At 32.1% G+C, this 22,245-nt stretch carries 21 protein-coding genes; 14 read left to right on the top strand and 7 right to left on the bottom strand.

Features of this window, described 5'->3' with window-relative positions:
* Positions 1 to 10: 10 nt before the first annotated feature.
* The 11 genes from GQ47_RS15660 (at position 11) to GQ47_RS15610 (ending at position 12,505) form a co-directional block, all read left to right on the top strand.
* Positions 11 to 1,444, top strand: a complete 1,434-nt coding sequence (locus tag GQ47_RS15660) for an MBOAT family O-acyltransferase (protein ID WP_035650311.1) — start codon at positions 11 to 13, stop codon at positions 1,442 to 1,444.
* On the top strand, positions 1,444 to 2,322 hold the full coding sequence (locus GQ47_RS15655) for a hypothetical protein (RefSeq protein WP_035650309.1): 879 nt from the start codon (positions 1,444 to 1,446) through the stop codon (positions 2,320 to 2,322). Before GQ47_RS15660 ends, GQ47_RS15655 begins: the two co-directional genes overlap by 1 nt.
* 165 nt (positions 2,323 to 2,487) lie before the next feature.
* A complete protein-coding gene (locus GQ47_RS15650) occupies positions 2,488 to 3,222 on the top strand; it encodes a hypothetical protein (RefSeq protein WP_371199640.1) in 735 nt (244 codons plus the stop codon).
* Between the two features lie 3 nt (positions 3,223 to 3,225).
* The gene (locus GQ47_RS15645) at positions 3,226 to 4,377 is read left to right on the top strand and encodes a glycosyltransferase family 4 protein (protein WP_035650306.1); all 1,152 of its coding nucleotides are present in this window, start codon (positions 3,226 to 3,228) and stop codon (positions 4,375 to 4,377) included.
* A complete protein-coding gene (locus GQ47_RS15640) occupies positions 4,374 to 5,912 on the top strand; it encodes a glycosyltransferase family 2 protein (RefSeq protein ID WP_035650304.1) in 1,539 nt (512 codons plus the stop codon). The genes GQ47_RS15645 and GQ47_RS15640 overlap by 4 nt, the downstream gene beginning before the upstream one ends.
* Positions 5,912 to 6,913, top strand: coding sequence for a glycosyltransferase family 2 protein (locus GQ47_RS15635; protein WP_035650303.1), 1,002 nt, complete (start codon positions 5,912 to 5,914; stop codon positions 6,911 to 6,913). The genes GQ47_RS15640 and GQ47_RS15635 overlap by 1 nt, the downstream gene beginning before the upstream one ends.
* 18 nt (positions 6,914 to 6,931) lie before the next feature.
* On the top strand, positions 6,932 to 7,486 hold the full coding sequence (locus tag GQ47_RS15630; protein ID WP_035650301.1) for a serine O-acetyltransferase: 555 nt from the start codon (positions 6,932 to 6,934) through the stop codon (positions 7,484 to 7,486).
* Positions 7,486 to 8,595, top strand: coding sequence for a glycosyltransferase (locus GQ47_RS15625; protein ID WP_035650299.1), 1,110 nt, complete (start codon positions 7,486 to 7,488; stop codon positions 8,593 to 8,595). The genes GQ47_RS15630 and GQ47_RS15625 overlap by 1 nt, the downstream gene beginning before the upstream one ends.
* Positions 8,595 to 9,695, top strand: a complete 1,101-nt coding sequence (locus GQ47_RS15620; RefSeq protein WP_035650296.1) for a glycosyltransferase — start codon at positions 8,595 to 8,597, stop codon at positions 9,693 to 9,695. The genes GQ47_RS15625 and GQ47_RS15620 overlap by 1 nt, the downstream gene beginning before the upstream one ends.
* An 8-nt stretch (positions 9,696 to 9,703) precedes the next feature.
* On the top strand, positions 9,704 to 11,050 hold the full coding sequence (locus tag GQ47_RS15615; protein WP_035650293.1) for an O-antigen ligase family protein: 1,347 nt from the start codon (positions 9,704 to 9,706) through the stop codon (positions 11,048 to 11,050).
* A 66-nt stretch (positions 11,051 to 11,116) separates the two neighbouring features.
* Positions 11,117 to 12,505 (top strand): exopolysaccharide biosynthesis polyprenyl glycosylphosphotransferase, encoded by a 1,389-nt coding sequence (locus GQ47_RS15610; protein ID WP_035650291.1) that lies wholly within the window; start codon positions 11,117 to 11,119, stop codon positions 12,503 to 12,505.
* Between the two features lie 3 nt (positions 12,506 to 12,508).
* Here GQ47_RS15610 and GQ47_RS15605 read toward each other — a convergent pair whose 3' ends face one another.
* Both GQ47_RS15605 and GQ47_RS15600 read right to left on the bottom strand, forming a co-directional pair.
* Positions 12,509 to 13,645, bottom strand: a complete 1,137-nt coding sequence (locus GQ47_RS15605) for a lipoprotein N-acyltransferase Lnb domain-containing protein (protein WP_035650288.1) — start codon at positions 13,643 to 13,645, stop codon at positions 12,509 to 12,511.
* 39 nt (positions 13,646 to 13,684) lie between these two features.
* Positions 13,685 to 14,752, bottom strand: a complete 1,068-nt coding sequence (locus GQ47_RS15600) for a putative type IX sorting system protein PorV2 (protein WP_256380880.1) — start codon at positions 14,750 to 14,752, stop codon at positions 13,685 to 13,687.
* A gap of 248 nt (positions 14,753 to 15,000) precedes the next feature.
* Between GQ47_RS15600 and GQ47_RS15595 the strand changes: the two genes are divergently transcribed.
* Together GQ47_RS15595 and GQ47_RS15590 are read left to right on the top strand one after the other, a co-directional pair.
* Entirely contained in the window at positions 15,001 to 15,717 is a 717-nt protein-coding gene (locus GQ47_RS15595) for a CDP-alcohol phosphatidyltransferase family protein (RefSeq protein ID WP_035650284.1), read from the top strand.
* Positions 15,718 to 15,727: 10 nt separating this feature from the next.
* Positions 15,728 to 16,582 carry a glycoside hydrolase family 25 protein gene (locus GQ47_RS15590; RefSeq protein ID WP_035650281.1) on the top strand — a complete coding sequence of 285 codons (855 nt, stop codon included), beginning with the start codon at positions 15,728 to 15,730 and terminating at the stop codon, positions 16,580 to 16,582.
* An 18-nt stretch (positions 16,583 to 16,600) separates the two neighbouring features.
* On the opposite strand, the gene GQ47_RS15585 is transcribed toward GQ47_RS15590, so the two are convergent.
* From GQ47_RS15585 to GQ47_RS15565, 5 genes are all read right to left on the bottom strand, one after another.
* Complete coding sequence (locus tag GQ47_RS15585) at positions 16,601 to 16,819, bottom strand: DUF5808 domain-containing protein (RefSeq protein ID WP_035650278.1); 219 nt, start codon at positions 16,817 to 16,819, stop codon at positions 16,601 to 16,603.
* Between the two features lie 72 nt (positions 16,820 to 16,891).
* Positions 16,892 to 17,632: an LPS export ABC transporter ATP-binding protein gene (gene lptB / locus GQ47_RS15580; protein WP_012022391.1), complete on the bottom strand. Its 741-nt coding sequence runs from the start codon at positions 17,630 to 17,632 to the stop codon at positions 16,892 to 16,894.
* 203 nt (positions 17,633 to 17,835) lie between these two features.
* The gene (locus GQ47_RS15575) at positions 17,836 to 18,186 is read right to left on the bottom strand and encodes a carboxymuconolactone decarboxylase family protein (protein WP_035650271.1); all 351 of its coding nucleotides are present in this window, start codon (positions 18,184 to 18,186) and stop codon (positions 17,836 to 17,838) included.
* Positions 18,179 to 18,994 (bottom strand): twin-arginine translocase subunit TatC, encoded by an 816-nt coding sequence (gene tatC, locus GQ47_RS15570; protein ID WP_035650268.1) that lies wholly within the window; start codon positions 18,992 to 18,994, stop codon positions 18,179 to 18,181. The genes GQ47_RS15575 and tatC overlap by 8 nt, the downstream gene beginning before the upstream one ends.
* Positions 18,994 to 19,959: a KpsF/GutQ family sugar-phosphate isomerase gene (locus tag GQ47_RS15565; protein ID WP_035650266.1), complete on the bottom strand. Its 966-nt coding sequence runs from the start codon at positions 19,957 to 19,959 to the stop codon at positions 18,994 to 18,996. Before GQ47_RS15565 ends, tatC begins: the two co-directional genes overlap by 1 nt.
* Positions 19,960 to 20,047: 88 nt before the next feature.
* Here GQ47_RS15565 and recQ point away from each other — a divergent pair, with 88 nt between their 5' ends.
* Positions 20,048 to 22,243: a DNA helicase RecQ gene (recQ, locus tag GQ47_RS15560; RefSeq protein WP_035650263.1), complete on the top strand. Its 2,196-nt coding sequence runs from the start codon at positions 20,048 to 20,050 to the stop codon at positions 22,241 to 22,243.
* Positions 22,244 to 22,245: the final 2 nt, after the last annotated feature.

The following is a 22,245-nucleotide window of genomic DNA, read 5'->3' as shown; positions in this document are numbered from 1 at the left end:
AATACCATACATGTTTTTTAACTCATTAGCGTTTGCTATTTTTTTGCCAATCGTTTTTTTCTTGTATTGGTTTGTTTTCAATAAAACCAAGAGCACACAAAATGCTTTGCTAATCGTTGCTAGTTATTATTTTTACTCTTGCTGGGATTGGAGATTTTTGTTTTTGTTGGTGTTTTCAACATTTCTGGACTATTATACAGGAATTCAAATTGAAAAAGGAAAATCTGAAAAGAGTCGTAAATTTTGGTTTTGGCTTAGTATTATTGTCAATCTTGGATTTTTAGGAATTTTTAAATACTATAACTTTTTCGCTGCCTCTTTTTCAGATTTATTAAATGCAGCAGGATTTAAAGCAAGCCCTATTTTATTGAAAGTTATTCTTCCGGTTGGAATTTCTTTTTATACTTTTCATGGACTTTCGTATGTTATCGATATTTATTATAAGCGAATTAAGGCCGAATATAATTTTGTAGATTACTCTCTTTTCGTTAGTTATTTTCCGTTATTGGTTGCCGGTCCAATTGAAAGAGCAACACATTTATTGCCTCAGGTAAAAGTAAAACGAGAATTTGATTTTCAAATTGCAAAAGAGGGTGTATGTCAAATAGTTTGGGGACTCGTAAAAAAAGTTGTTATAGCAGATACTTGCGCTACTTATGCAAATGCAATTTTCGATAATTATACTTCGATGAATTCTTTTTCGCTAATTCTGGGTGCCGTTTATTTTGCATTTCAAATTTATGGTGATTTTTCAGGATATTCAGATATCGCATTAGGGGTTTCAAAATTATTTGGTTTAGATTTATTGCGAAACTTTAATTATCCTTATTTTTCAAGAGACATAGCCGAGTTTTGGCGTCGTTGGCATATTTCACTTTCATCCTGGTTTCGTGATTACTTGTATATTCCGTTAGGTGGAAGCAAAGGAGGGACGTGGATGAAAATTAGAAATACTTTTATCATTTTTGTAGTCAGCGGATTTTGGCATGGAGCCAATTGGACTTATGTCATTTGGGGATTCATAAATGCTGTTTACTTTTTGCCGTTACTTTTGTCAAATAGTAACCGAAACAATATGAATGCAATTCAGCTCCAGTTTAATTTTAATTCGGTTAAAGTACTACTCAGTATTTTATACACGTTTGCATTGACTTGTATTGCCTGGGTGTTTTTTAGAGCAAAAACAATTACAGATGCTGTTTTGTATTTGAAACGAATTTTTGTCAATAAAGAATTCAAAGTTCAGTTTTTAGTCAATGACCGAAACAATTACGAATTGCTAATAATGATTCTGTTATTTGTTTTAATTGAATGGAATTGTCGTGAAAAGACAGAACCGCTTTCAGGAAAAAGAAGTTTGTTAAAATTAAGTTTTGCAATTGCTGCGATAATGGCTTTTGGGACTTTTTCAGATTATAAAGAATTTATCTATTTTCAATTCTAATGAAAAAGTTTTTAATACATACAGTCAAAATCCTTTTAATTACTGCTTTAGTCGCTATTGCTTTAGACGGACTTTATACGTATATTTTTTTTCAATCTAAAAATAGAGGCAAAATAGAAACGGTTTTTAATTCTCATGCACAAAAATATGATGTTGTAATTTTAGGTTCATCCCGGGCAAATAATCATTTTGTGTCGCAAATGTTTGAAGATAAAGGATTGAAAACGTTTAATTACGGAATGAGCGGCGGGCATTTATTTGAGGCATCTTTAATGTTGAAATTAATGATCGAAAGAAAATATGAAATTAAAAACATAATTCTGGAAGCCGATTTAAATCTTTCTAACGACAAAGAATCGGAAGGAGTTTCAGCTAAATTTTTGCCATACATTCACAATTCAGATGTTATAAAAAAGCAATTTGAATCGCAGGAAAATTTCAATGAATTATATTATATTCCGTTTTACAGATATATAAAGTATGATTCAAAAATTGGATTTCGCGAAACTTATAAGATTGTAAGAAAGGAAACCACTAATACTTTGGACAATTTAGGATATTACCCTTTGCAAAAGCATAAAAATGGCAATATGAAAAATAATATTGTCAATTTGAATCCGCTTCAGCATAACAAATATTACGAAGAAATTAAAAATATCTGCAAGGCCAATAACATTAATTTTATTGCTGTAATGACACCAATGTGTGAAAATGTAGTTGGAATGGATTATTTTGAAAAAGTAAAAAAAGCATATCCGGAAATTCATAATTATGAAAATGTTGTAGTTGAAAATAAATACTTTTCATCTTGTGGACATATGACAGATCAGGGAGCTAAAATTTTCACTGCCAGAATTATAAATGATTTTTTTAACTAGGCATATTAGAATTATCGTATGAAGGATTTCCTGTTTTTTATATTCAAGATTTGTCTAGTATTTTTATTAGTGGCAGTTTCATTGGACTTCTTATATACAGCAGTTTATTTGCAACCAAATAATAGACGAAAAGTTAGTTACTTATATACATCACCTCCTAAAAAAATGGATGTTGTGATATTAGGATCTTCAAGAGCCGAAAATCATTTAATCTCAAAAATGTTTGAAGAAAAAGGCTTAACTACATTTAATTTTGGAATGCAGGGATCAAGATTTTTTGAGTCAGACTTGATTCTAAAATTACTTCTTGAAAAAAAAAATAGTATAAAAAATGTTATAGTTGAGGTAGACTTAAACTTAAGATCTGAATTAAACAAATATTCAGAATCTAATTCTTTAAAGTTTATGCCTTATTTGTATGATTCAGAAAGTATTCAAAACCAATTTAAAAACTTGTCTGAATACAAATTCGAATACTATGTGCCTTTTTACAGATACATGAAATACGAAACAAAAATTGGCTTTAGAGAAGTTTTTTTGACAGTGCTTGGGAAAAGAGGAAATGAAATTGATAATGAAGGATTTCGCGCTTTGTCTGGAAATGCAAAAAAAATGAAAGCTAATCTTTCTAAATCGGTTCCGCGCAGAAATATTTATTATGAGGATATAAAAGAATTGTGCAAAAAAAATAATATAAATCTTATTGCAATAATGACTCCTATGTGTGAAAATACAAAAGGAATAGATTATTTTGAAAAGGTAAAAAAAATATATCCGGAAATTCATAATTATGAAAATGTTGTCAAAGAAGATAAATATTTTTACTCTTGCGGACATATGAACGGTGAAGGTGCAAAGAAATTTACTGCAACAATTTTAAAGGATTTCTTCGAAAAATAAAATATGAAAATAGCTTTTTTAACCCCAGAATATCCCCACGCTGAAACTGGCACTTCAGGCGGTCTTGGCACTAGTATTAAAAATCTGGCTATTGGTCTTTTGGAGCAAAATGTTCACGTTAGAGTATTAGTTTACGGGCAAAAAAAGGATGCTATTTTTTATGATAACGGAATCTTGGTTCAGCAAATTGAAAATGTCAAATTCAAAAGTTTGTCTTGGTGGTTAACCAGAAAAAAACTGGAACGCATAATAAATGAATTGCATTCTGAAAATGAAATTGATTTAATAGAAGCAGCAGACTGGACTGGAATTACTTCTTTCATAAAGCCTGATAAATGCCCTATTATAATACGCCTGCATGGATCAGATACTTATTTTTGTCACTTAGATAATCGTCCTGTAAAGTGGATTAATAAATTTCATGAAAAAAGAGCTTTGCAAAACGCAGACAGACTTTTATCTGTAAGTCAGTACACGGCTGATACAACCAATCATATTTTTGGTTTAAACAAAAAATTTGAAATTATTCCAAATCTCATTGATTCACAATTGTTTAAAAAAGAGGAATTACATAAAATTACCAATCAGGATATTTTATACTTTGGAAGTCTTATTCGAAAAAAAGGACTTTTAGAATTACCACTGATTTTTAATATCGTTGTAGAGCAAAATCCTGACGCAAAATTAATCTTAATTGGCAAGGATGTTTCCGATATTATAACAGGAAACCCTTCAACATGGAAAATCATGCAAGAACTTTTTACAGAGAAAGCATTAAAAAATGTTGAATATCTTGGAAGCGTACCTTATGAGGAAATAAAGCAAAAAATTGAGCAATCAAAAATATGTGTTTTTCCCTCTTTTGCTGAAGCTTTTCCTGTTTCCTGGTTAGAAGCTATGGCAATGGAAAAACCAATAGTAGCATCAAATATTGGCTGGGCAAATGAAATGATTGACGATGGGAAAAATGGCTTTTTAGTTAATCCAAAAGATCATACGTTATATGCATCTAGAATAACGGAGTTTTTGAAGGATGAGAATTTATGTTTAATAACAGGAAAAGAGGCAAGAAAAAAAGTTGAAACTTTTTTTGAAAAAGGAGTTTTGGCTAAAAGAAATATTGAATTTTATAAAACGATACTATCCTCACTATGATAATAATATATCATAATTATAATAAGGCCGTAAAAGTTGTTACGGAGATTAATGACGTTTTGCCTTTTAATGATAAAGGTACTATCGCATCGGTTTTGATTGATGTTGCCCTAAAAAATCCAGAGTCAAAAATAGTTTGGTGCGATCAAAATTTTGAAAAACTGTTGAATCTTGAAGGTTTAAATGAATCTCTTCATCATAAGAAAATAATGCTGAGCTACAATCCTGATGTTTCTGATTTTATCGGTAAGGGAATTGGTTATGTTGATGGGGCTGTATTTATTAAGGTGAATAAAAAAGAAACTTACCCAACATGGCAAATGAGTGGCACAGTTGGTGTTATTCAAGCTGAAATTTTATGTAAGATATCGGATAACATTAAACCGGATTCAAATTTTGATTATTTTTTAAATTCGATTGCCAAATTATATCAGCCATTAGGGCTTTTATGTTACTCTGAGCCTTCGCTGATAAAAAACAATTTGCAAACTGGAAAAACAAGCGCAAATAAGTTTTTATTGTTCAGATTTGTGAAACAACATTATAGAGCGCGTTGGACTGTTTTACTATTTTTTAATTTGATGTTTTATGAAAAACAAGTGGCTTTATTGCCATTTATTTTTAGCTTTTTTTATCGTAAAAGAAAAATAAAAACCAATTTAATTGAAAATATTGATGTTCAGTCAAGTAGAAAAGTGCTTGATACTGGAACAATCGACGTAATTATTCCAACTATTGGCAGAAAAGAGTATTTATTGAATGTTTTGAAAGACTTGTCAGTTCAGACTCATTTGCCTAAAAAGGTGATTATAGTCGAACAAAATCCATATCCAGATAGCTTTTCTGAGCTGGATTATTTAGCTGATAGAGAATGGCCTTTCTTTATCAAACACATTTTTACTCATCAGGCTGGCGCATGCAATGCGAGAAATTTGGCCTTGGCCGAAGTTGAAAGTGAATGGGTTTTTTTAAATGATGACGATAATGAGTTTAGCAAAGATCTGATAGAACATACACTTGCAAATTGTGTTAAATACGGAACTGTAGTTGCAAGTAACTCTTATTTAACATCAAATGATGTAAAAACAATGAATCATGTATATCAGGCTCCTTTCTTTGGTTCAGGAAATAGTTTCATAAAAAGTAAGTTACTTGAAAAAGTTTCTTTCAGAATGGGATTTGAGTTTGGTTATGGAGAAGATAATGATTTCGGAATGCAATTGCGTAATGCCGGATTTGATGTTCTATATTTTCCAAATCCCGAAATTTTGCATCTAAAAGCACCAATAGGAGGCTTCAGAACAAAACCAGATTTAATTTGGAACAAAGATGCTGTAAAACCAAAACCGTCACCAACAATATCGCTTTTTAAATTATTGCATGAAACAAAAGAGCAGCATAAAGGTTACAAGACTATTTTGTTCTTTAAAGCTTATCGAAAACAACCCGTTAAAAATCCGTTGAAATACTTTTTTAAGTTTCAAAGGGAATGGGAAAAAAGTATTTACTGGGCAGATAAATTAAAAAACAAATGATGACGTTTTCCTTAATTATTTGCACCTATATGCGTCCTGAACCATTGTTGAAATTATTGCAATCGGTACAAATTCAGCGTTTTTATCCAGATGAAATTTTAATTATTGATGGATCTTCAAATAATGAAACCAAAATTATTTTAGAAGAAAATCAATTCGAAAACTTAAAATATTTTTTAGTTGATGATGCCAATCGAGGTCTTACAAAACAAAGAAATTTTGGTATTAAAAATGTAAATGAAAACAGCGATATTATTTGTTTTTTAGATGATGATACTGTTTTAGAACCAAATTATTTTGAGAAAATAATAGAAACTTATAGCATGTTTCCGGAAGCTCTTGGAGTTGGAGGTTATATTTTCAATGAAGTGAAATGGGAAAAAACATCTGAAAATTATACTCCTAAAATTAATGAATTTTATTTTGATGGATGGAAACGCATCGATGGAAGCCGTTTTGTTCTTCGAAAAAAACTAAATTTAGACAGTGATTGCCCGCCCGGTTTTTCTCCAAATTTTTCACACGGAAGAAGCGTAGGGTTTTTACCTCCAAGCAATAAAATATACAAGGTTGAGCAATTAATGGGAGGAGTTTCTTCTTTTAGAAAATCAGTTTTTGATAAAATGGTCTTTTCAACTTATTTTGAAGGATATGGTTTATATGAAGATGCAGATTTTACGATAAGAGTTTCTAAAATTGGAGATTTATATTTAAATACAGAAGCAAAATTAGGTCATTATCATGCCTCTTCCGGACGTCCGAATCAGTATAAATATGGAAAAATGGTCGTAAGAAATGGCTGGTATGTATGGAGAGTAAAAAATCCGGATCCAAATTTTAATGATCGCTTAAAATGGAACGCCATAACTATTTTGTTAACCGTAATCAGATTTACTAATTCATTGACAAGCAACAATAAAAAAGAAGCTTTTACAGAAGCACTTGGGAGAACAGTAGGCTGGTGGAGTTTATTATTTGATAAACCAAAAACCGAAAATTGAAAACAAAACAATAATGCTATGAATGTATTTCAGTTAATAGTTTCAGATTATAAAAAGTATCGAAAATATGGCGGTCATTTTTTTAGCATCGTTTTTTTAACACAAGGTTTTTGGGCTATTTTCCAGTTTAGAATCGCAAATCTGATTCACAATAAAGTAAAATGGAAACTGTTTAGGTTTCCTTTATTGGTTTTAATTTTGCTATGGCAAAAAAGCATCGAAATTTGTACAGGTATTTCAATTCCTTACGCTGCAAAAATTGGACATTCTTTTTACATTGGACATTTTGGAGGAATTATTATAAATTCAAATGTGATAATTGGAGACAATTGCAATATTTCACAAGGAGTTACGATTGGAGTTTCTGGAATTAATGAAAATAGAGGAACCCCTGTTTTAGGAGATGAAGTATATATTGGGGCAAATTCGGTTATTGCAGGTAAAATTATTTTAGGAAATAATGTTGTTGTAGGAGCATGTTCAATGGTGAAAGATTCATTTCCTGATAATTCAATCGTCTTAGGAGTTCCGGCAGTATTAATTTCCCAAAAAGGTTCAAAAGGTTATATTTAATGAAATTATTAGTTGTTACAAACGCTCCCATTATTTACAAAAATGGAAAAGCATTCGCATATGGCCCTTATGTGAATGAATTAATAGTTTGGGCAAAATATGCTGAAGTCGTTTTTTGCTGTCCTGTTTGGGAGTCAGATAATGGACTTCTTATTTCAGAAATTCCTTTTAAGATTTCAGGTCATTATAAGTTGCGTGATAATAATCTTAAATCATTCAAAGAGATTGTAAAAACATTCTTTTTTAGTTTTGTGAATATGTTTATCCTTTTAAAGGCAATGTATAATGCAGATCATATTCATTTGCGTTGCCCTGGAAATATAGGTTTGCTAGGATGTATTATGCAGGTTTTTTTTCCAAATAAAAAGAAAACTGCAAAATATGCTGGCAATTGGGATCCGGAGAGTAAACAGCCATTGTCTTATCGTTTACAAAAATGGATTCTTAATAATTCTTTTCTAACTCGTAATATTCAAGTTTTGGTTTATGGAAGTTGGAAAAATCAATCCAAAAATATAAAATCATTTTTTACGGCAACTTATTCTGAAATCGAAAAACAAACCGTTATTAAGGATAATATAGATGAAGTAGCGAAATTTATTTTTGTAGGTAGTTTAGTTGTTGGGAAAAATCCGCTTTATGCTATTAAATTAGTACAAATGTTAAATGAAAGTGGGATAAAAGCAAATTTGGATTTGTATGGAAATGGCACTGAAAAAAATAATCTGGAAATTTATATCAAAGAAAATAAATTAGAAGAGTTTGTTTTTTTGCGTGGAAATCAAGAAAAAGATGTGGTTTCAAAAGCATATCAAAAAAGTCATTTTGTACTATTGGCATCAAAAAGTGAAGGCTGGCCAAAAGCAATCGCTGAAGGAATGTTCTGGGGTTGTGTTCCAGTTGCTACAAAAATATCTTGCGTTCCGTTTATGCTTGATGAGGGAAATCGCGGTGTTTTTCTTGAAATGAGTTTAGAAAAAGATTCGACTCAGCTAAAGGCAATTATTGCAAACAAAGATATTTTTGCAAAGAAGAGCAAACTGGCAGAGGATTGGTCCAGAACTTATACAACTGACTTTTTTGAAAAAGAAATTAAAAATTTACTTTAATGAGAATTGTTCAACTAATTGATTCTTTAGAAGCCGGCGGAGCGGAGCGCATGGCAGTCAATTATGCTAATGCATTGTCAAAAGAAATTGAATTTTCAGGTTTAATTACAACCCGAAAAGAAGGTTTGCTTATAAACCAAATTGATGAAAAAGTTACGTACTTATTTTTAAACAAGAAGAAAAAAATAGATTTAAAAGCAATTTTTGCAGCGAGATCATATATTAAAAAAAATGCAGTCGAGGTTATTCACGCACATAGCTCTTCATTTTTTTTAGCCGTTCTGGTTAAATGTATTTTTCCTAAAATCAAAATCGTTTGGCATGATCATTATGGCATTTCGCAGAATCTGGCTGAACGAAAAAACATAGGATTGAAAATAGGCTCATTCTTTTTTGAAGGAAGCATTGCGGTTAATTCGGCTTTAAAAAATTGGGCAGAATACTATTTAAAGATCAAAAATGTTGTCTATTTTCCTAATTTCATCGATGATATTATTAATTCACAAAAAGAGTTTTTACTAAAAGGAAAAGACAATAAAAGGATTATCTGTGTAGCTAATCTACGTCCGCAAAAAAATCATGAATTATTGATTAAAACGGCGCATTTAATTAAAGAAAAATATCCAGATTGGACTTTTCATTTTTTTGGAAAAGATTTTCAAGACAGCCATTCTGAAAAAATCAAGAATTTGATCAACGAATTAAAATTAGAAAAGTCTGTTTTTCTCTATGGAACAGTTGATAATGTAGCTTCTGTTTTAAAACAGTGTGAAATTGCAGTTTTGCCCTCTTTATCAGAGGGACTTCCACTCGCGATTTTGGAATACGGATTGCATAAAAAAGCAGTTGTAGCTACAAATGTTGGTCAGATTTCTGAAATTATTAATTCAGTGAAAGAAGGTCTTTTGGTCGATTCAAATAATCTAAGCCAATTTGAAGAGTCACTGCTGAGATTAATTGAGAATGAAGATGAGCGCTTTCAGATGGGGCAAGCTTTACATCATGTTGTTGAATCAAGATATTCTCAAAAATCAATTATCAAAGTTTATTTACAATGGTTAAATTCTTTAACTAATTTTACTCCTGAAATTCCAGCATAAATATTTTAATGAAAAACAAAACCATCACATATAATTATCTTATTTTATTTCATTTGCTTATTGCTCTGGCAGTTTTTGTTTTGCCGGCTCTTTCGAAACTTTATGCACTTGTAATACCAATAGTTGGAATTTATTTGGTGAATAAAACAAAAAACCGAAATAATGAAGTATTGCTGGTGTGTGCATATTTGGTGGGCGTAGAGGTTTTTTTGCGTATGACAGGTGGGAATTTTAATAATGAATATGTAAAATTTAATCTTGTTTTTTTCATGTTATTAGGCATGATTTATAGCAGTTTTTCACCATCCTCTTTTATTTATTGGTTTTTCTTGATTTTACTTATTCCTTGTATTTTGATTACAGCTTCAGTAGATCAAGTTAATATTGATGTTAAAAAGCTATTATTTTTTAATCTTTCGGGGCCAGTTTGTTTAGGAATTTGTTCTATATATATGTACTCTAGGCGGATTCAATTTTCTCAATTGCAGAATATTCTTTCTGTAATGGGATTGCCGATTTTGACTACGACAGCTTATTTATTTTTATACACACCGAGCGTGAGAGATGTAGTAACAAGCACAGGTTCTAATTTTGAAACATCGGGAGGATTTGGGCCAAATCAGGTATCGACAATTTTAGGTTTGGGAATTTTTATTTTTTTTACGCAGCTTGTGTTGTCCTCCAAATCAATAAAAGATATTATTTTGAATGGATGTATACTTGCCTTTATTAGTTATCGAGGAGTTGTAACTTTTTCTAGAGGAGGGATTATAACTGGAGTTGTCATGATTGTTTGTCTTCTATTTTTTTTGTATCAATTTTCAAATGCAAAAGGGAAGACAAAATTTGGTTTTGTACTTATTTTAACAAGTTTAATGGGTGTTGGCGTTTGGACTTATAGTTCTATTCAAACAAGAGGGCTAATTGATAAACGTTATGCAAATAAAGATGCTTTAGGCAGAGTGAAGAAAAGTGCATTGAGCGGACGAGAAGGAATTATGGATTCTGAAATAAACCTCTTTTTAGATAATCCTATATTGGGAGTTGGGGCCGGAATGGGGAAAGAACTTCGAAAAGAATCAGGTGATGAAGTTGCCTCACATAATGAAATTACCCGAATGTTGGCAGAACATGGTATGTTTGGTATTTTTGGACTTTTGATACTATTTATAACACCATTAATTCTATTTATAAATAACAGACAACATCTTTATTGTTTGTCGTTTTACCTCTTTTGGTTATTAACTATAAATCACGCCGCAATGAGAATCGCCGCACCAGCATTTGTTTATGCTTTGTCATTGCTTTCAGTACATATAATATCGCCTCAAAAAGCTGAAAAATCAGAGGGTTAAATTATAATTTTTATAATACATTTGCGTTGAAGAAAAAGTCCCCAACTTTAAAACTTACAACTTACTATGGCACGAAAAAAAATGCATTTCGAGATTTCGGAACGGAAAATATTATTGCGCTTTTTTGATGCTGCTTTTTTGATGACCGGTTTGTACCTACTACACTTTCTTTTTGACAACCGGTATTACATTTTGGATTTGGCTTATTTTTATAGACCAATTTTGCTGATTGCTTATATCTTTATTTTTGGAGTAATCTTTGAAATGTATAATCTTCAGGTCTCAAGCAATCAGGTTCAAATTGTTCGCAGTGTTGTTTTAACAGCAACAGCTTCAGTAATATTATACTTATTTACACCTGTTTTATCGCCAGAACTTCCAAAAAAACGTTTGGTGATTCTGGTTTTCTATTTTGTAATTCTTAGCATATTATTGGTATGGCGTTTTTTTTACGCTTTTTTTTTAGCCTCGCACCGTTTTTCTCAAAGTGTGGTTTTAATATGCGGTAAAGATCAGGTCGAAGGATTGGTTTCAGGTCTTGAAAATGTTGATCCTCATTATAATATAATTGGTTTTGTGAATTCTGATTCGGTTACAGAGCAAAGTAATGAGTTTAATTATGTCAAGGAAATCAAAAAACAGGATTTAGAGGATTTTGTGATGCATCACAATGTTTCTGAGATTGTCATCGCAGCCCAAAAAACGGATGGAATTACACCTGATCTGTACCAGCAGCTTCTTCATTTGTTAGAATCTGGAAATATCATAAAAGAATATACCCATGTATATGAAAGTAAAACACAGCGTATTCCTGTACACTACATAGAACGAGATTTTTATCGTTTTTTTCCATTTAGTCGCAGTAATAGCAACAAGTTGTATTTGATTTTAATTCGTTTAATAGAGTTTGCTCTTTCGGTTATTGGTTTAGTATTTTGCGTTCTGTTTATTCCTGTAATTTTTATTGGAAATTTAGTTGCCAATAAAGGGAGCTTGTTTTATACACAGGAGCGTGTAGGTAAAAATGGCGTTGTTTTTAAAATTTACAAGTTCAGAACAATGATTGAAAACACAGATGTCAATGGACCATTTGCTCAATTAAATGATAAAAGAATTACCCCATTTGGTAAATTCATGCGTAAATCAAGATTAGATGAATTACCGCAGTTTTTTAATATTTTGATTGGCGATATGGGTGTTATAGGACCTAGACCTGAACGTCCTTATTTTGTTGCTGAAATTGCTAAAATAATGCCTTTTTATGAAACACGTCACGTTATTAAGCCTGGTTTGACAGGATGGGCTCAGGTAAATTATTCATACGGTGAATCTATTGACGAGAGTTTGATAAAGCTTCAGTATGATTTATATTATATAAAACATCGAAGTGTTTTTCTGGATTTAAGCATTACTTTCAAAACCATTACAACCGTTTTATTCTATCGAGGACAATAGTTTTTAGATAATAATTGGAATGCGTTTTTTGTTTCTTAGAGCAACTCTAATCAAAACAAATCCGCTTGTAATAATCATTGGAAAAACAATAAAAAAGTGCGCTTTGTTGATTAAAAACAAAGTGTAAATCAGTAAAAACATCAGATGTAAAACGGCAAAACGATACGTCCATCTTTTGTTTTTTAGAATTGAGAAAACAATCAAAATCAACAATAGCGGACTAAATAAAAGCACATTGTAATTCATCGCCAATTCGTGGTGAAAAGAATAAAATCCAACGGCAACAAAAAAGACGCCCATTAAAGATAAAATCAAAAGGAAAATTTTGTCAATTATTTTATTTTTTGCCAAAATGACAAAGGCCAATATAATAAGATAAGTGTAAACATTATTCCACCATGATGTTGGTGTTTCTTTTTCAAAACTTAAAAGTGTTTGGCTTTCTTTTGCCAGAGGATGATTCTGAAAAGTAGTTTTAGCTAAACTGTTTTTTAATTCAAAAGGTAAAAATATTTTAGTTCCGAGTTGATCTACTTTGGTTCCAAAAATAATGCTGGTTCCTAATTTATCATAAAAATGCCCATCAAAATAGGGAAATAGAATAGAGCGGTACGTAATATCAGTATCGCCTTTTTTAGTGATTATATTTTGGTTTAATGATTTATTGATTACATCAACAACCATAGATGTACAGTTTTTATCAATAAATTTATAAGTATAATAGCGATCTTCTGATGACAAAGTAGTATTTAAGTTGTCAAAAAGCGTTTGTTTTAAGTTTTGTGGAATAATTAATTCTTGTTCAAAAACACTTCTTTTCTCATAATTGTATTCATTTATGAAATCAATAAAAGAATGAACAATGACGAAATACTGTAAATCTCCTTTTGCAAATTTGGCAACAAAATTCGGTGTTCTAAAATCAAAAGCGCCATAATTATAAACAACATCAATGTTGTTTACCGGATCGGCAACACGAATGGCGGTATGGCCAAAATAAGAATACGTTTCATTTCCTAAACCGCAGGTAATCACACTTATTCGGGCATCTTTTGATAAAGGCAAATTTTGACTGAAACCAATAAAACTCAATAATAATAGTAAACAAAAAAGTGTTTTTTTGAAAATGACATTTTTCATAATTTAAAATTTTTAAGAAGTTTAATGGTTTTGTAAATATTATCTAAAGATACCTAAATCTACTTTTAGAGAAAAAATATTAGAATATAGTGCAGCACTTTGGTTTCCTAGATCAGTCAAGGCATAATCAACCTGAATTCCTTTGTATTTGAAACCAAGCCCAATATTTGGTTGAAAATTTACTTTTTCAGTATTGTCCAATTGCATTACATTTTGAAAGTTTCCAGCTCCGGCTCTTAAGAAAACAAGATCAGTATAACCAAATTCAAAACCAATTGCTGGATCAATACTTACAGCTTTTGAAGAAATAATATCGTTTGTCTGCTCAAATCGCATATTCAAATTTACAGCAGTCAAAAGGCTGTAATCATTATGGAAATCAAATTTTCTTGAAACGCCTAATTGTGCTTTTGGCAAAGTAATTTCGGTACTTTCGGGCAATTCGTTGTTTTCTCCTGGAATTGCATTGGCGATTTTGGCATATTCTTCTTCGTCGATATTCCAAATATTGTAAGTGGTCGTAATGTCGCGAAGCATTAATCCGAATTTCCAATCGTTGCGTTCAAATTGTAAACCGACATCAAAACCAAAACCCCACGAATTGGCAAATTTCCCAATAATTCGTCGAATCACTTTTGCATTTACGCCATATTGAAAACCTTCTACAGGCAGTTTTCGGGCATATGAAAATGTGAAGCCATAATCAGCAGTCGAAAACAAGTTGATTCGGTTATAATCTATATTCCCTTCGCTGTCTATCAATTGGGTAGTGTCCATGATATCATCAACACCAAAACGAATCATCGAAATTCCCCAGGCACTTCGGTCATCAATCGGACTTGCGTATCCAATAAAATCGTACTGTGCAATATTGGCGAAATAATTCGCATGCATTAGTGAAATTTGATGATCTTCAAGATTGGTCAAACCTGCTGGATTCCAGTAAACGGCGTTGACATCGTTTGTTGAAGCAACAACGGCGCTCGACATTCCTAATGCCGCGGCGTCAACACCAATATTCATAAACTCGTTCGAATATTTCCGAACGGTTTGTGCATACTGTGCAGCAAAATTCCAAAATAATAAAAACGTAAAAAGTTTCTTCAACGGTTATTTATTTGCAGACTGAGACCTGTTTTTAATTTTCACCAAAAATAGAATATTTTACTCAGCTAATTTCTGTCCTTCTGATAAATATCGAAAAGATATAATTTCAAACTTTATTTTTAACGGACTTGTTTTCTTTTTGGTATAAGTAATTTGTAACAAATTGTGAAAATTATTTATGCAAATCATGTCGATGTCATTTTATTTTATCCGAAATTTGTTCCTTACCATTATCAAAATTTATAAAGATGAATATTAAAAAACACATTCCTAATTTAATCACCTTAATAAACCTTTTCTGTGGCTGCGTAGCCGTTGTTTTTATTTCTGAAGCTAAATATGAAATGGCTTTTTATATGGTTTGTCTAGGAATCTTTTTTGATTTTTTTGATGGTTTTTTTGCCAGATTATTTAAAGTTTCAAGTCCGCTTGGTCTACAGTTGGATTCTTTGGCAGATATGGTTACTAGCGGTGTTGCGCCAGGTTATGTAATGTACACGATGTTTGCCAATAGCGGCCATCAATTAGGAACAAACGAATTTATTCCTCTTTTGGGATTCATCATTACTTTGGGTTCTTGTTATCGTTTGGCTAATTTTAATATTGATACACGTCAGACCGATTCATTTATTGGATTGCCAACGCCTGCAAATGCACTTTTTATAATTAGTTTGAAAGTAGTTCTGGATATTTATGCAGGTTCATCACTTTTATTGCTGGAAATTTTAACCAATGAGTGGATTTTATTAGCAATTACTTTGTGTAGCGCTTATATTTTAAATGCTGAAATTCCGCTTTTTGCTTTAAAAATTAAAAAATTTACTTTTAAGGATAATGTATTGCAGATTGTATTTTTAGCAATTTCTCTGGTTTTACTTTTATTGCTTCAATTTGGTGCTATTCCTGTTATCATTGCTTTTTATGTATTGCTGTCAATCATAAACAATATGTTTCTGAAAAAGTAGTTGTATCCGAATGGCAAGAAAAACAACTTATCGTAAAACTTATGCAAGAAAACCGGCTGGAAGATCTTTTTTCAGTAAGTTAATCCGTTTTATCGTGTTTGCTTTTTTAGCAGTGCTTTTCATTGGCACAATTTACCATTATCGAGCCGGATTGGCTTATTATCTCGGATTCAGATCAGGTAAGGTTTTAGATGAAAATGAGGTAGATAAACATCTTTCTGATGTTCGAAATATTAGAGTTCTCGAAAATCACAAAGGAAAAGTTGTCGGATTTGATGTGTCTGAATTCCAAGGAAAAGTCGATTGGGAAGAAGTTGAAATTTTAGACGAAAAATATCCTGTCAAGTTTGTTTTTATACGTGCAACTGCTGGAAATGATTATGTGGACAGACAATTTAAAAGAAATTGGGAAGGAGCAAAAGAAAATAAAATCATGAGAGGCGCCTATCATTATTACCGTCCAAATGAAAATTCAATCGAACAAGCTAATCTTTTTATTAAAACCGTAAAATTGCAAAAAGGTGATCTCCCACCAGTTTTAGATATTGAAAAATTACCAAAAAATCAGCCTTTGGACAGTTTAAAAAAAGGTTTGAAACGTTGGCTAGCTAAAGTGGAGAAACATTATCAGGTTCGGCCAATAATTTATTCAGGTGAAAGATATTATTCAGATTTTCTAAAAGAGGAGTTTGGTGAATATTTATTCTGGATTGCCAATTACAATTTCTACAGAGAAAAAATTGAAGATGATTGGCTGTTTTGGCAGTTTACAGAAAAAGCTTCTTTGCCGGGAATCAAGCACAGAGTTGATGTTAATATTTACAACGGCGATTTAGAGCAATTACAGTTTATTACAGTAGAATAGTTTTTTCAAAACTTATATCTATTTCGATAGAACTAAAATTAAAATTATTACAAAAGGCAATAGAAGCATTACAGAATAAGGATTAGCAAAATTTATAGTAAGACCCATCCATTCGATCCTTTTTGGAGGCATTAACCGTTTGTCTTTCGGGTTATAATAAAAGCAGCCCAAATACCAATTTTTTGGATCTTTGTGCCAATTGTCGTAATCTTCCTGAGTTGGTTTTTCTGATTTCATTTGAGATTTTTATTAAAAAAAAATGGTAAAAAGTAATTAACATTTTACTTTTTACCATTCACATATAACTTTCTAAAATTCAAGTTTCTTTTTACGAAGTTCGAAGTTTTGTCCAAGATAAACACGGCGAACCATTTCATCTTCTACCAATTCTTCGGGAACTCCGGCTTTTAGAATTCCTCCTTCAAACATTAAGTATGTTTTATCAGTAATTGCTAAAGTTTCCTGAACGTTGTGATCGGTGATCAAAATTCCGATGTTTTTATTTTTTAATTGCGCTACAATTCGCTGAATGTCTTCAACCGCAACTGGGTCAACTCCAGCGAAAGGCTCATCCAATAAGATAAATTTAGGATCAGTTGCTAGTGCACGTGCAATTTCAGTACGACGACGTTCACCTCCAGAAAGTAAATCGCCTCGGTTGGTACGAATATGTTCTAAGCTGAATTCTTCAATTAAACTTTCCATTTTAGCAATTTGTGCTTCTTTAGAAAGTTTAGTCAATTGCAGTACGCTTAGAATATTATCTTCAATACTTAATTTTCTAAAAACAGAAGCTTCTTGTGCCAAATAACCAATTCCTTGCTGAGCACGTTTGTACATCGGATAATCGGTAATATTCAAATCATCAAGATAAATATTCCCTTGATTTGGTTTTACCAATCCAACAATCATATAGAAAGAAGTGGTTTTTCCAGCACCATTCGGACCTAAAAGTCCCACAATTTCTCCTTGATTTACTTCAACAGAAATTCCTTTTACAACACTTCGCCCTTTGTATGTTTTGATTAAATTATCGGCTCTTAGCTTCATTTTTTAATTAGATAATTAGATAATTTGAAAATGAGATAATTGAAAAACTAACTCAATTTTTAATTTTAAAATTTGTTTGAAGAGGCAAATTAAAAGCAAAATAATCAATCAGATAAATGAATTAACAAATTATTGCATTTTCAAAATCAGATATTTACGTTTTTAAGGTAATTATCTAATTATCTAATTGACACATTTTCTAATTATTTCCCCGCTTCTTCAAGTGCTTCCCAGAATTCGTAAGCTCTTCTTAAATGCGGAATTACAATTGTTCCCCCAACAAGAGTTGCGATTCCCATTGCTTCCATCATTTCTTCTTTAGAAATGCCTTCTTTGTAGCTGGTTTCTAAATGGTATTTTACGCAGTCGTCACAACGCAAAACGGCTGATGCAACTAAGCCTAAAAGCTCTTTTGTTTTTACGTCAAGTGCTCCTGGAGCGTATGCGTTTGTGTCAAGGTTAAAAATTCGCTTTACAATTTTGTTGTTGTCAGCTAGTAATTTTTCGTTCATTTTAGAACGATAGTCGTTAAATTCTTGTACGATATCAGACATTTTCTTTCATTTTATTTCTATAAACAATCTTTGAAATAAGGATACTCACTTCATAGATAATCAACATCGGAATTGCCACAATAGTTTGGCTTACTACATCCGGTGGTGTTACGATTGCGGCAATAATCAAAATGATTACTACTGCATATTTCCAGTATTTTCTTAAGAAAGTTGGGGTTACTAATCCTAACTTGGTTAAGAAATAAATTGCAATTGGAAGTTCAAAAAAGATTGCACTTCCGAGAATACTCGTTTTGACCATTCCCATATAAGATTCTAGTGTAAATTGGTTTTTTACAACATCACTCACCGAGAAAGTGGCAACGAAATTTACCGACATCGGAATTACCACAAAATACCCAAACAATACGCCTAAAAAGAAAAGTAACGACGAAACAAAAATGAAAACTTTTGCATTTTTTCTTTCTTTCTCATATAAAGCCGGACTGATAAATTTCCAGATTTCCCATAAAATATAAGGAAAACTCAATATGAAACCTGCCAGAAGACACATCCATACAAAGATATTTACTTGCCCTTCCATTTCGGTATTCTGAATAATGAAATTCAGTTCAGTGATACAAATGCTGTCTGCAAATCCCAATGAATGTGATAAGTCACAAAACCAAACATACGTAAAGAATGTTGGTCTAATTGGACCTAAAATAATTTGATCAAATAAATAATCACTAATAAAATAAGTAACAAATGCCATAATACATATTGCAATTGTACTTCTAACCAATAACCATCTAAGTTCTTCAAGATGATCTAAAAATGACATCTCGCCAAGGTTTTTCTTTGCCATTATACGATTCCTTCTTTTAAAATGTCATGTAAATGTAATACTCCTTTATATTCGCCATTGTCGGCAACGATTAGCTGTGTGATAGAAAAATCTTCTAGAATATTCAAAGCATCAACAGCCATTGTTTCTGATGAAACTAATTTTGGGTTTTTGGACATAATATCCCTTGCTGTTAAGTTTGCAATAGTATCTACGTCATTTAGCATTCTTCGGATGTCTCCATCTGTAATAATTCCGATAATTTTATTGTCTTCAATAACGGCAGTAACGCCTAATCTTTTCTCTGAAATTTCAAAAATAGCTTTTTTGATTGAGGTCTCAGGTGTAACCATTGGTTTTAATGAATGCTCAATCATGTCTTTTACCTTAAGCAATAATTTTTTGCCTAAAGCGCCTCCCGGATGATAAACTGCAAAATCTTCAGGTTTAAAATCACGCATTTCCATCAAACATACTGCTAATGCATCCCCCATAACAAGTTGAGCTGTAGTGCTGTTTGTTGGTGCAAGATTTATTGGGCAAGCTTCCATTTCAACGGTTGTGTTGAGAACAAAATCTGAACCTTTTGCCAGAAATGAAGTTATGTTTCCTGTTATTGCAATTAAAGTATTTCCGAAGCGTTTTAATAAAGGAACCAAGACCTTAATTTCAGGACTGTTTCCGCTTTTTGAAATACAGATTATAATATCGTCATTCTGAATCATTCCTAAGTCGCCATGAATGGCTTCTGAGGCATGCAAAAACATCGATGGAGTTCCGGTAGAGTTAAAAGTAGCAACCATTTTTTGCGCGATAATGGCGCTTTTTCCGATTCCTGTAACGATCAAACGGCCTTTGCATTCATAAATACGCTGTGCCGCTTCGTAGAAATTTTCGTCAAGAAAATCAATTAATTTTGTAATTGCCTCACTTTCAGATAGTATGGTTTTTTTGGCGATTGCCAATATATTTTCTTTTGAGATCAAAACAGAATATTTAAAATTTGTATGTATAAAAGAAAGTTGTATCTTTATGTGTTGCAAATTTATACAAAAATATCCATTAAAATAAAGAATGAATTCAAACGAAATTGAAATACACAAGGAATTAAAGAAGTATTTCGGCTTTAGCCAATTTAAGGGCTTGCAGGAGCAAGTCGTTACGAGTATTTTAGGTAAAGAGAATACTTTTGTAATTATGCCTACGGGCGGTGGAAAGTCTCTTTGTTATCAATTACCCGCTTTAATTCAGGACGGAACAGCAATTGTTGTTTCTCCTTTAATTGCTTTGATGAAAAACCAGGTTGATGCGATTCGAAGCCTTTCTTCAGAAAATGGAATTGCGCATGTGCTCAATTCTTCTCTCACAAAAACAGAAATTGCCCAAGTTAAAAAGGATATTAGTTCAGGCCTGACGAAGCTTTTGTATGTTGCGCCCGAATCTTTGACCAAAGAAGAATATGTTGCTTTTTTACAAAGTGTGCCAATTTCTTTTGTCGCAATTGATGAAGCGCATTGTATTTCAGAATGGGGACATGATTTTAGGCCGGAATACAGGAATCTTAGAAATATAATCAAACAATTAGGGAAAGTGCCAATTATTGGACTTACCGCAACTGCAACCCCAAAAGTTCAGGAAGATATTCTGAAAAACCTTGATATGTCTGATGCAAATACTTTTAAAGCATCATTCAACAGACCGAACTTATTTTATGAAGTTCGCACGAAAACGAAAAATATTGAGTCGGATATTATTCGATTTATCAAACAACATAAAGGCAAATCGGGAATTATTTACTGCTTAAGCCGTAAAAAAGTAGAATCGATTGCCGAAGTTTTACAAGTTAACGGAATCAGTGCAGTTCCCTATCACGCAGGTTTAGATGCAAAAACACGCGCCAAACATCAGGATATGTTTTTGATGGAAGATGTGGATGTCGTTGTAGCAACAATCGCCTTCGGAATGGGAATTGATAAGCCAGATGTTCGTTTTGTAATTCACCACGATATTCCAAAATCGCTTGAAAGTTACTACCAAGAAACCGGACGTGCGGGACGTGATGGAGGAGAAGGACATTGCCTTGCTTATTACTCTTATAAAGATGTAGAAAAGCTGGAGAAATTCATGTCTGGAAAACCAGTTGCTGAACAGGAAATTGGTTTTGCTCTTTTACAGGAAGTTGTGGCTTACGCCGAAACTTCAATGTCGCGCAGAAAGTTTCTTCTTCATTATTTCGGAGAAGAATTTGATAGCGAAACCGGAGAAGGCGCAGATATGGACGACAACGTTCGAAATCCAAAACATAAAGTTGAAGCCAAAGAGCAAGTCGTTAAATTACTTGAAATTGTTCGCGACACCAAACATATTTATAAGTCAAAGGAAATTGTGTTTACTTTAATTGGACGCATAAATGCAGTAATTAAAGCACATAAAACGGATGCGCAGACTTTCTTCGGTTCAGGCTCTGATCATGACGAAAAATATTGGATGGCGTTGCTGAGACAAGTTTTGGTTTCGGGATATTTATCAAAAGATATTGAAACTTATGGTGTTATAAAAATTACGAAAGCTGGTTTAGATTTTATCAAAAAACCAGTTTCATTTATGATGTCTGAAGATCATGAATATAGCGAGGCTGATGATGAAGCAATTGTAACAGCAGGAAAATCATCAGGAACAGCTGATGAAGTTTTGATGGGAATGCTTCGTGAACTTCGTAAAAAAGTAGCCAAAAAATTAGGTGTTCCTCCTTTTGTTGTTTTTCAAGATCCTTCTCTTGAGGATATGGCTTTAAAATATCCAATTTCCTTAACTGAATTGTATAATATTCATGGGGTTGGAGAAGGAAAAGCCAAAAAATATGGCGGAGAATTTGTAGCATTAATCAGCCGATATGTTGAGGATAATGATATTATTCGTCCGGACGATTTGGTTGTAAAATCGACAGGAGTTAACTCAGCTAACAAATTGTATATTATTCAGAATATTGATAGAAAGCTTCCTTTAAGTGATATTGCTTCTGCAAAAGGACTGACAATGGATGCTTTAATCAAAGAAATGGAGCAAATCGTATATTCTGGTACAAAACTGAATATTAAATATTGGGTTGATGATATGCTGGATGATGATCAACAGGAAGAAATTCATGATTACTTCATGGAATCAGAATCGGATAAAATCGAAGATGCACTAAAAGAATTTGACGGCGATTACGATATTGATGAATTGCGTTTAATGCGTATAAAGTTTATCAGCGAGGTCGCTAATTAAAT

Source organism: Flavobacterium sp. ASV13, from assembly GCF_000745775.1.
Classification (GTDB): domain Bacteria; phylum Bacteroidota; class Bacteroidia; order Flavobacteriales; family Flavobacteriaceae; genus Flavobacterium.
The sequence above is the reverse complement of the archived record's forward strand: the minus strand, read 5'-3'. Positions and strand labels throughout refer to the sequence as shown.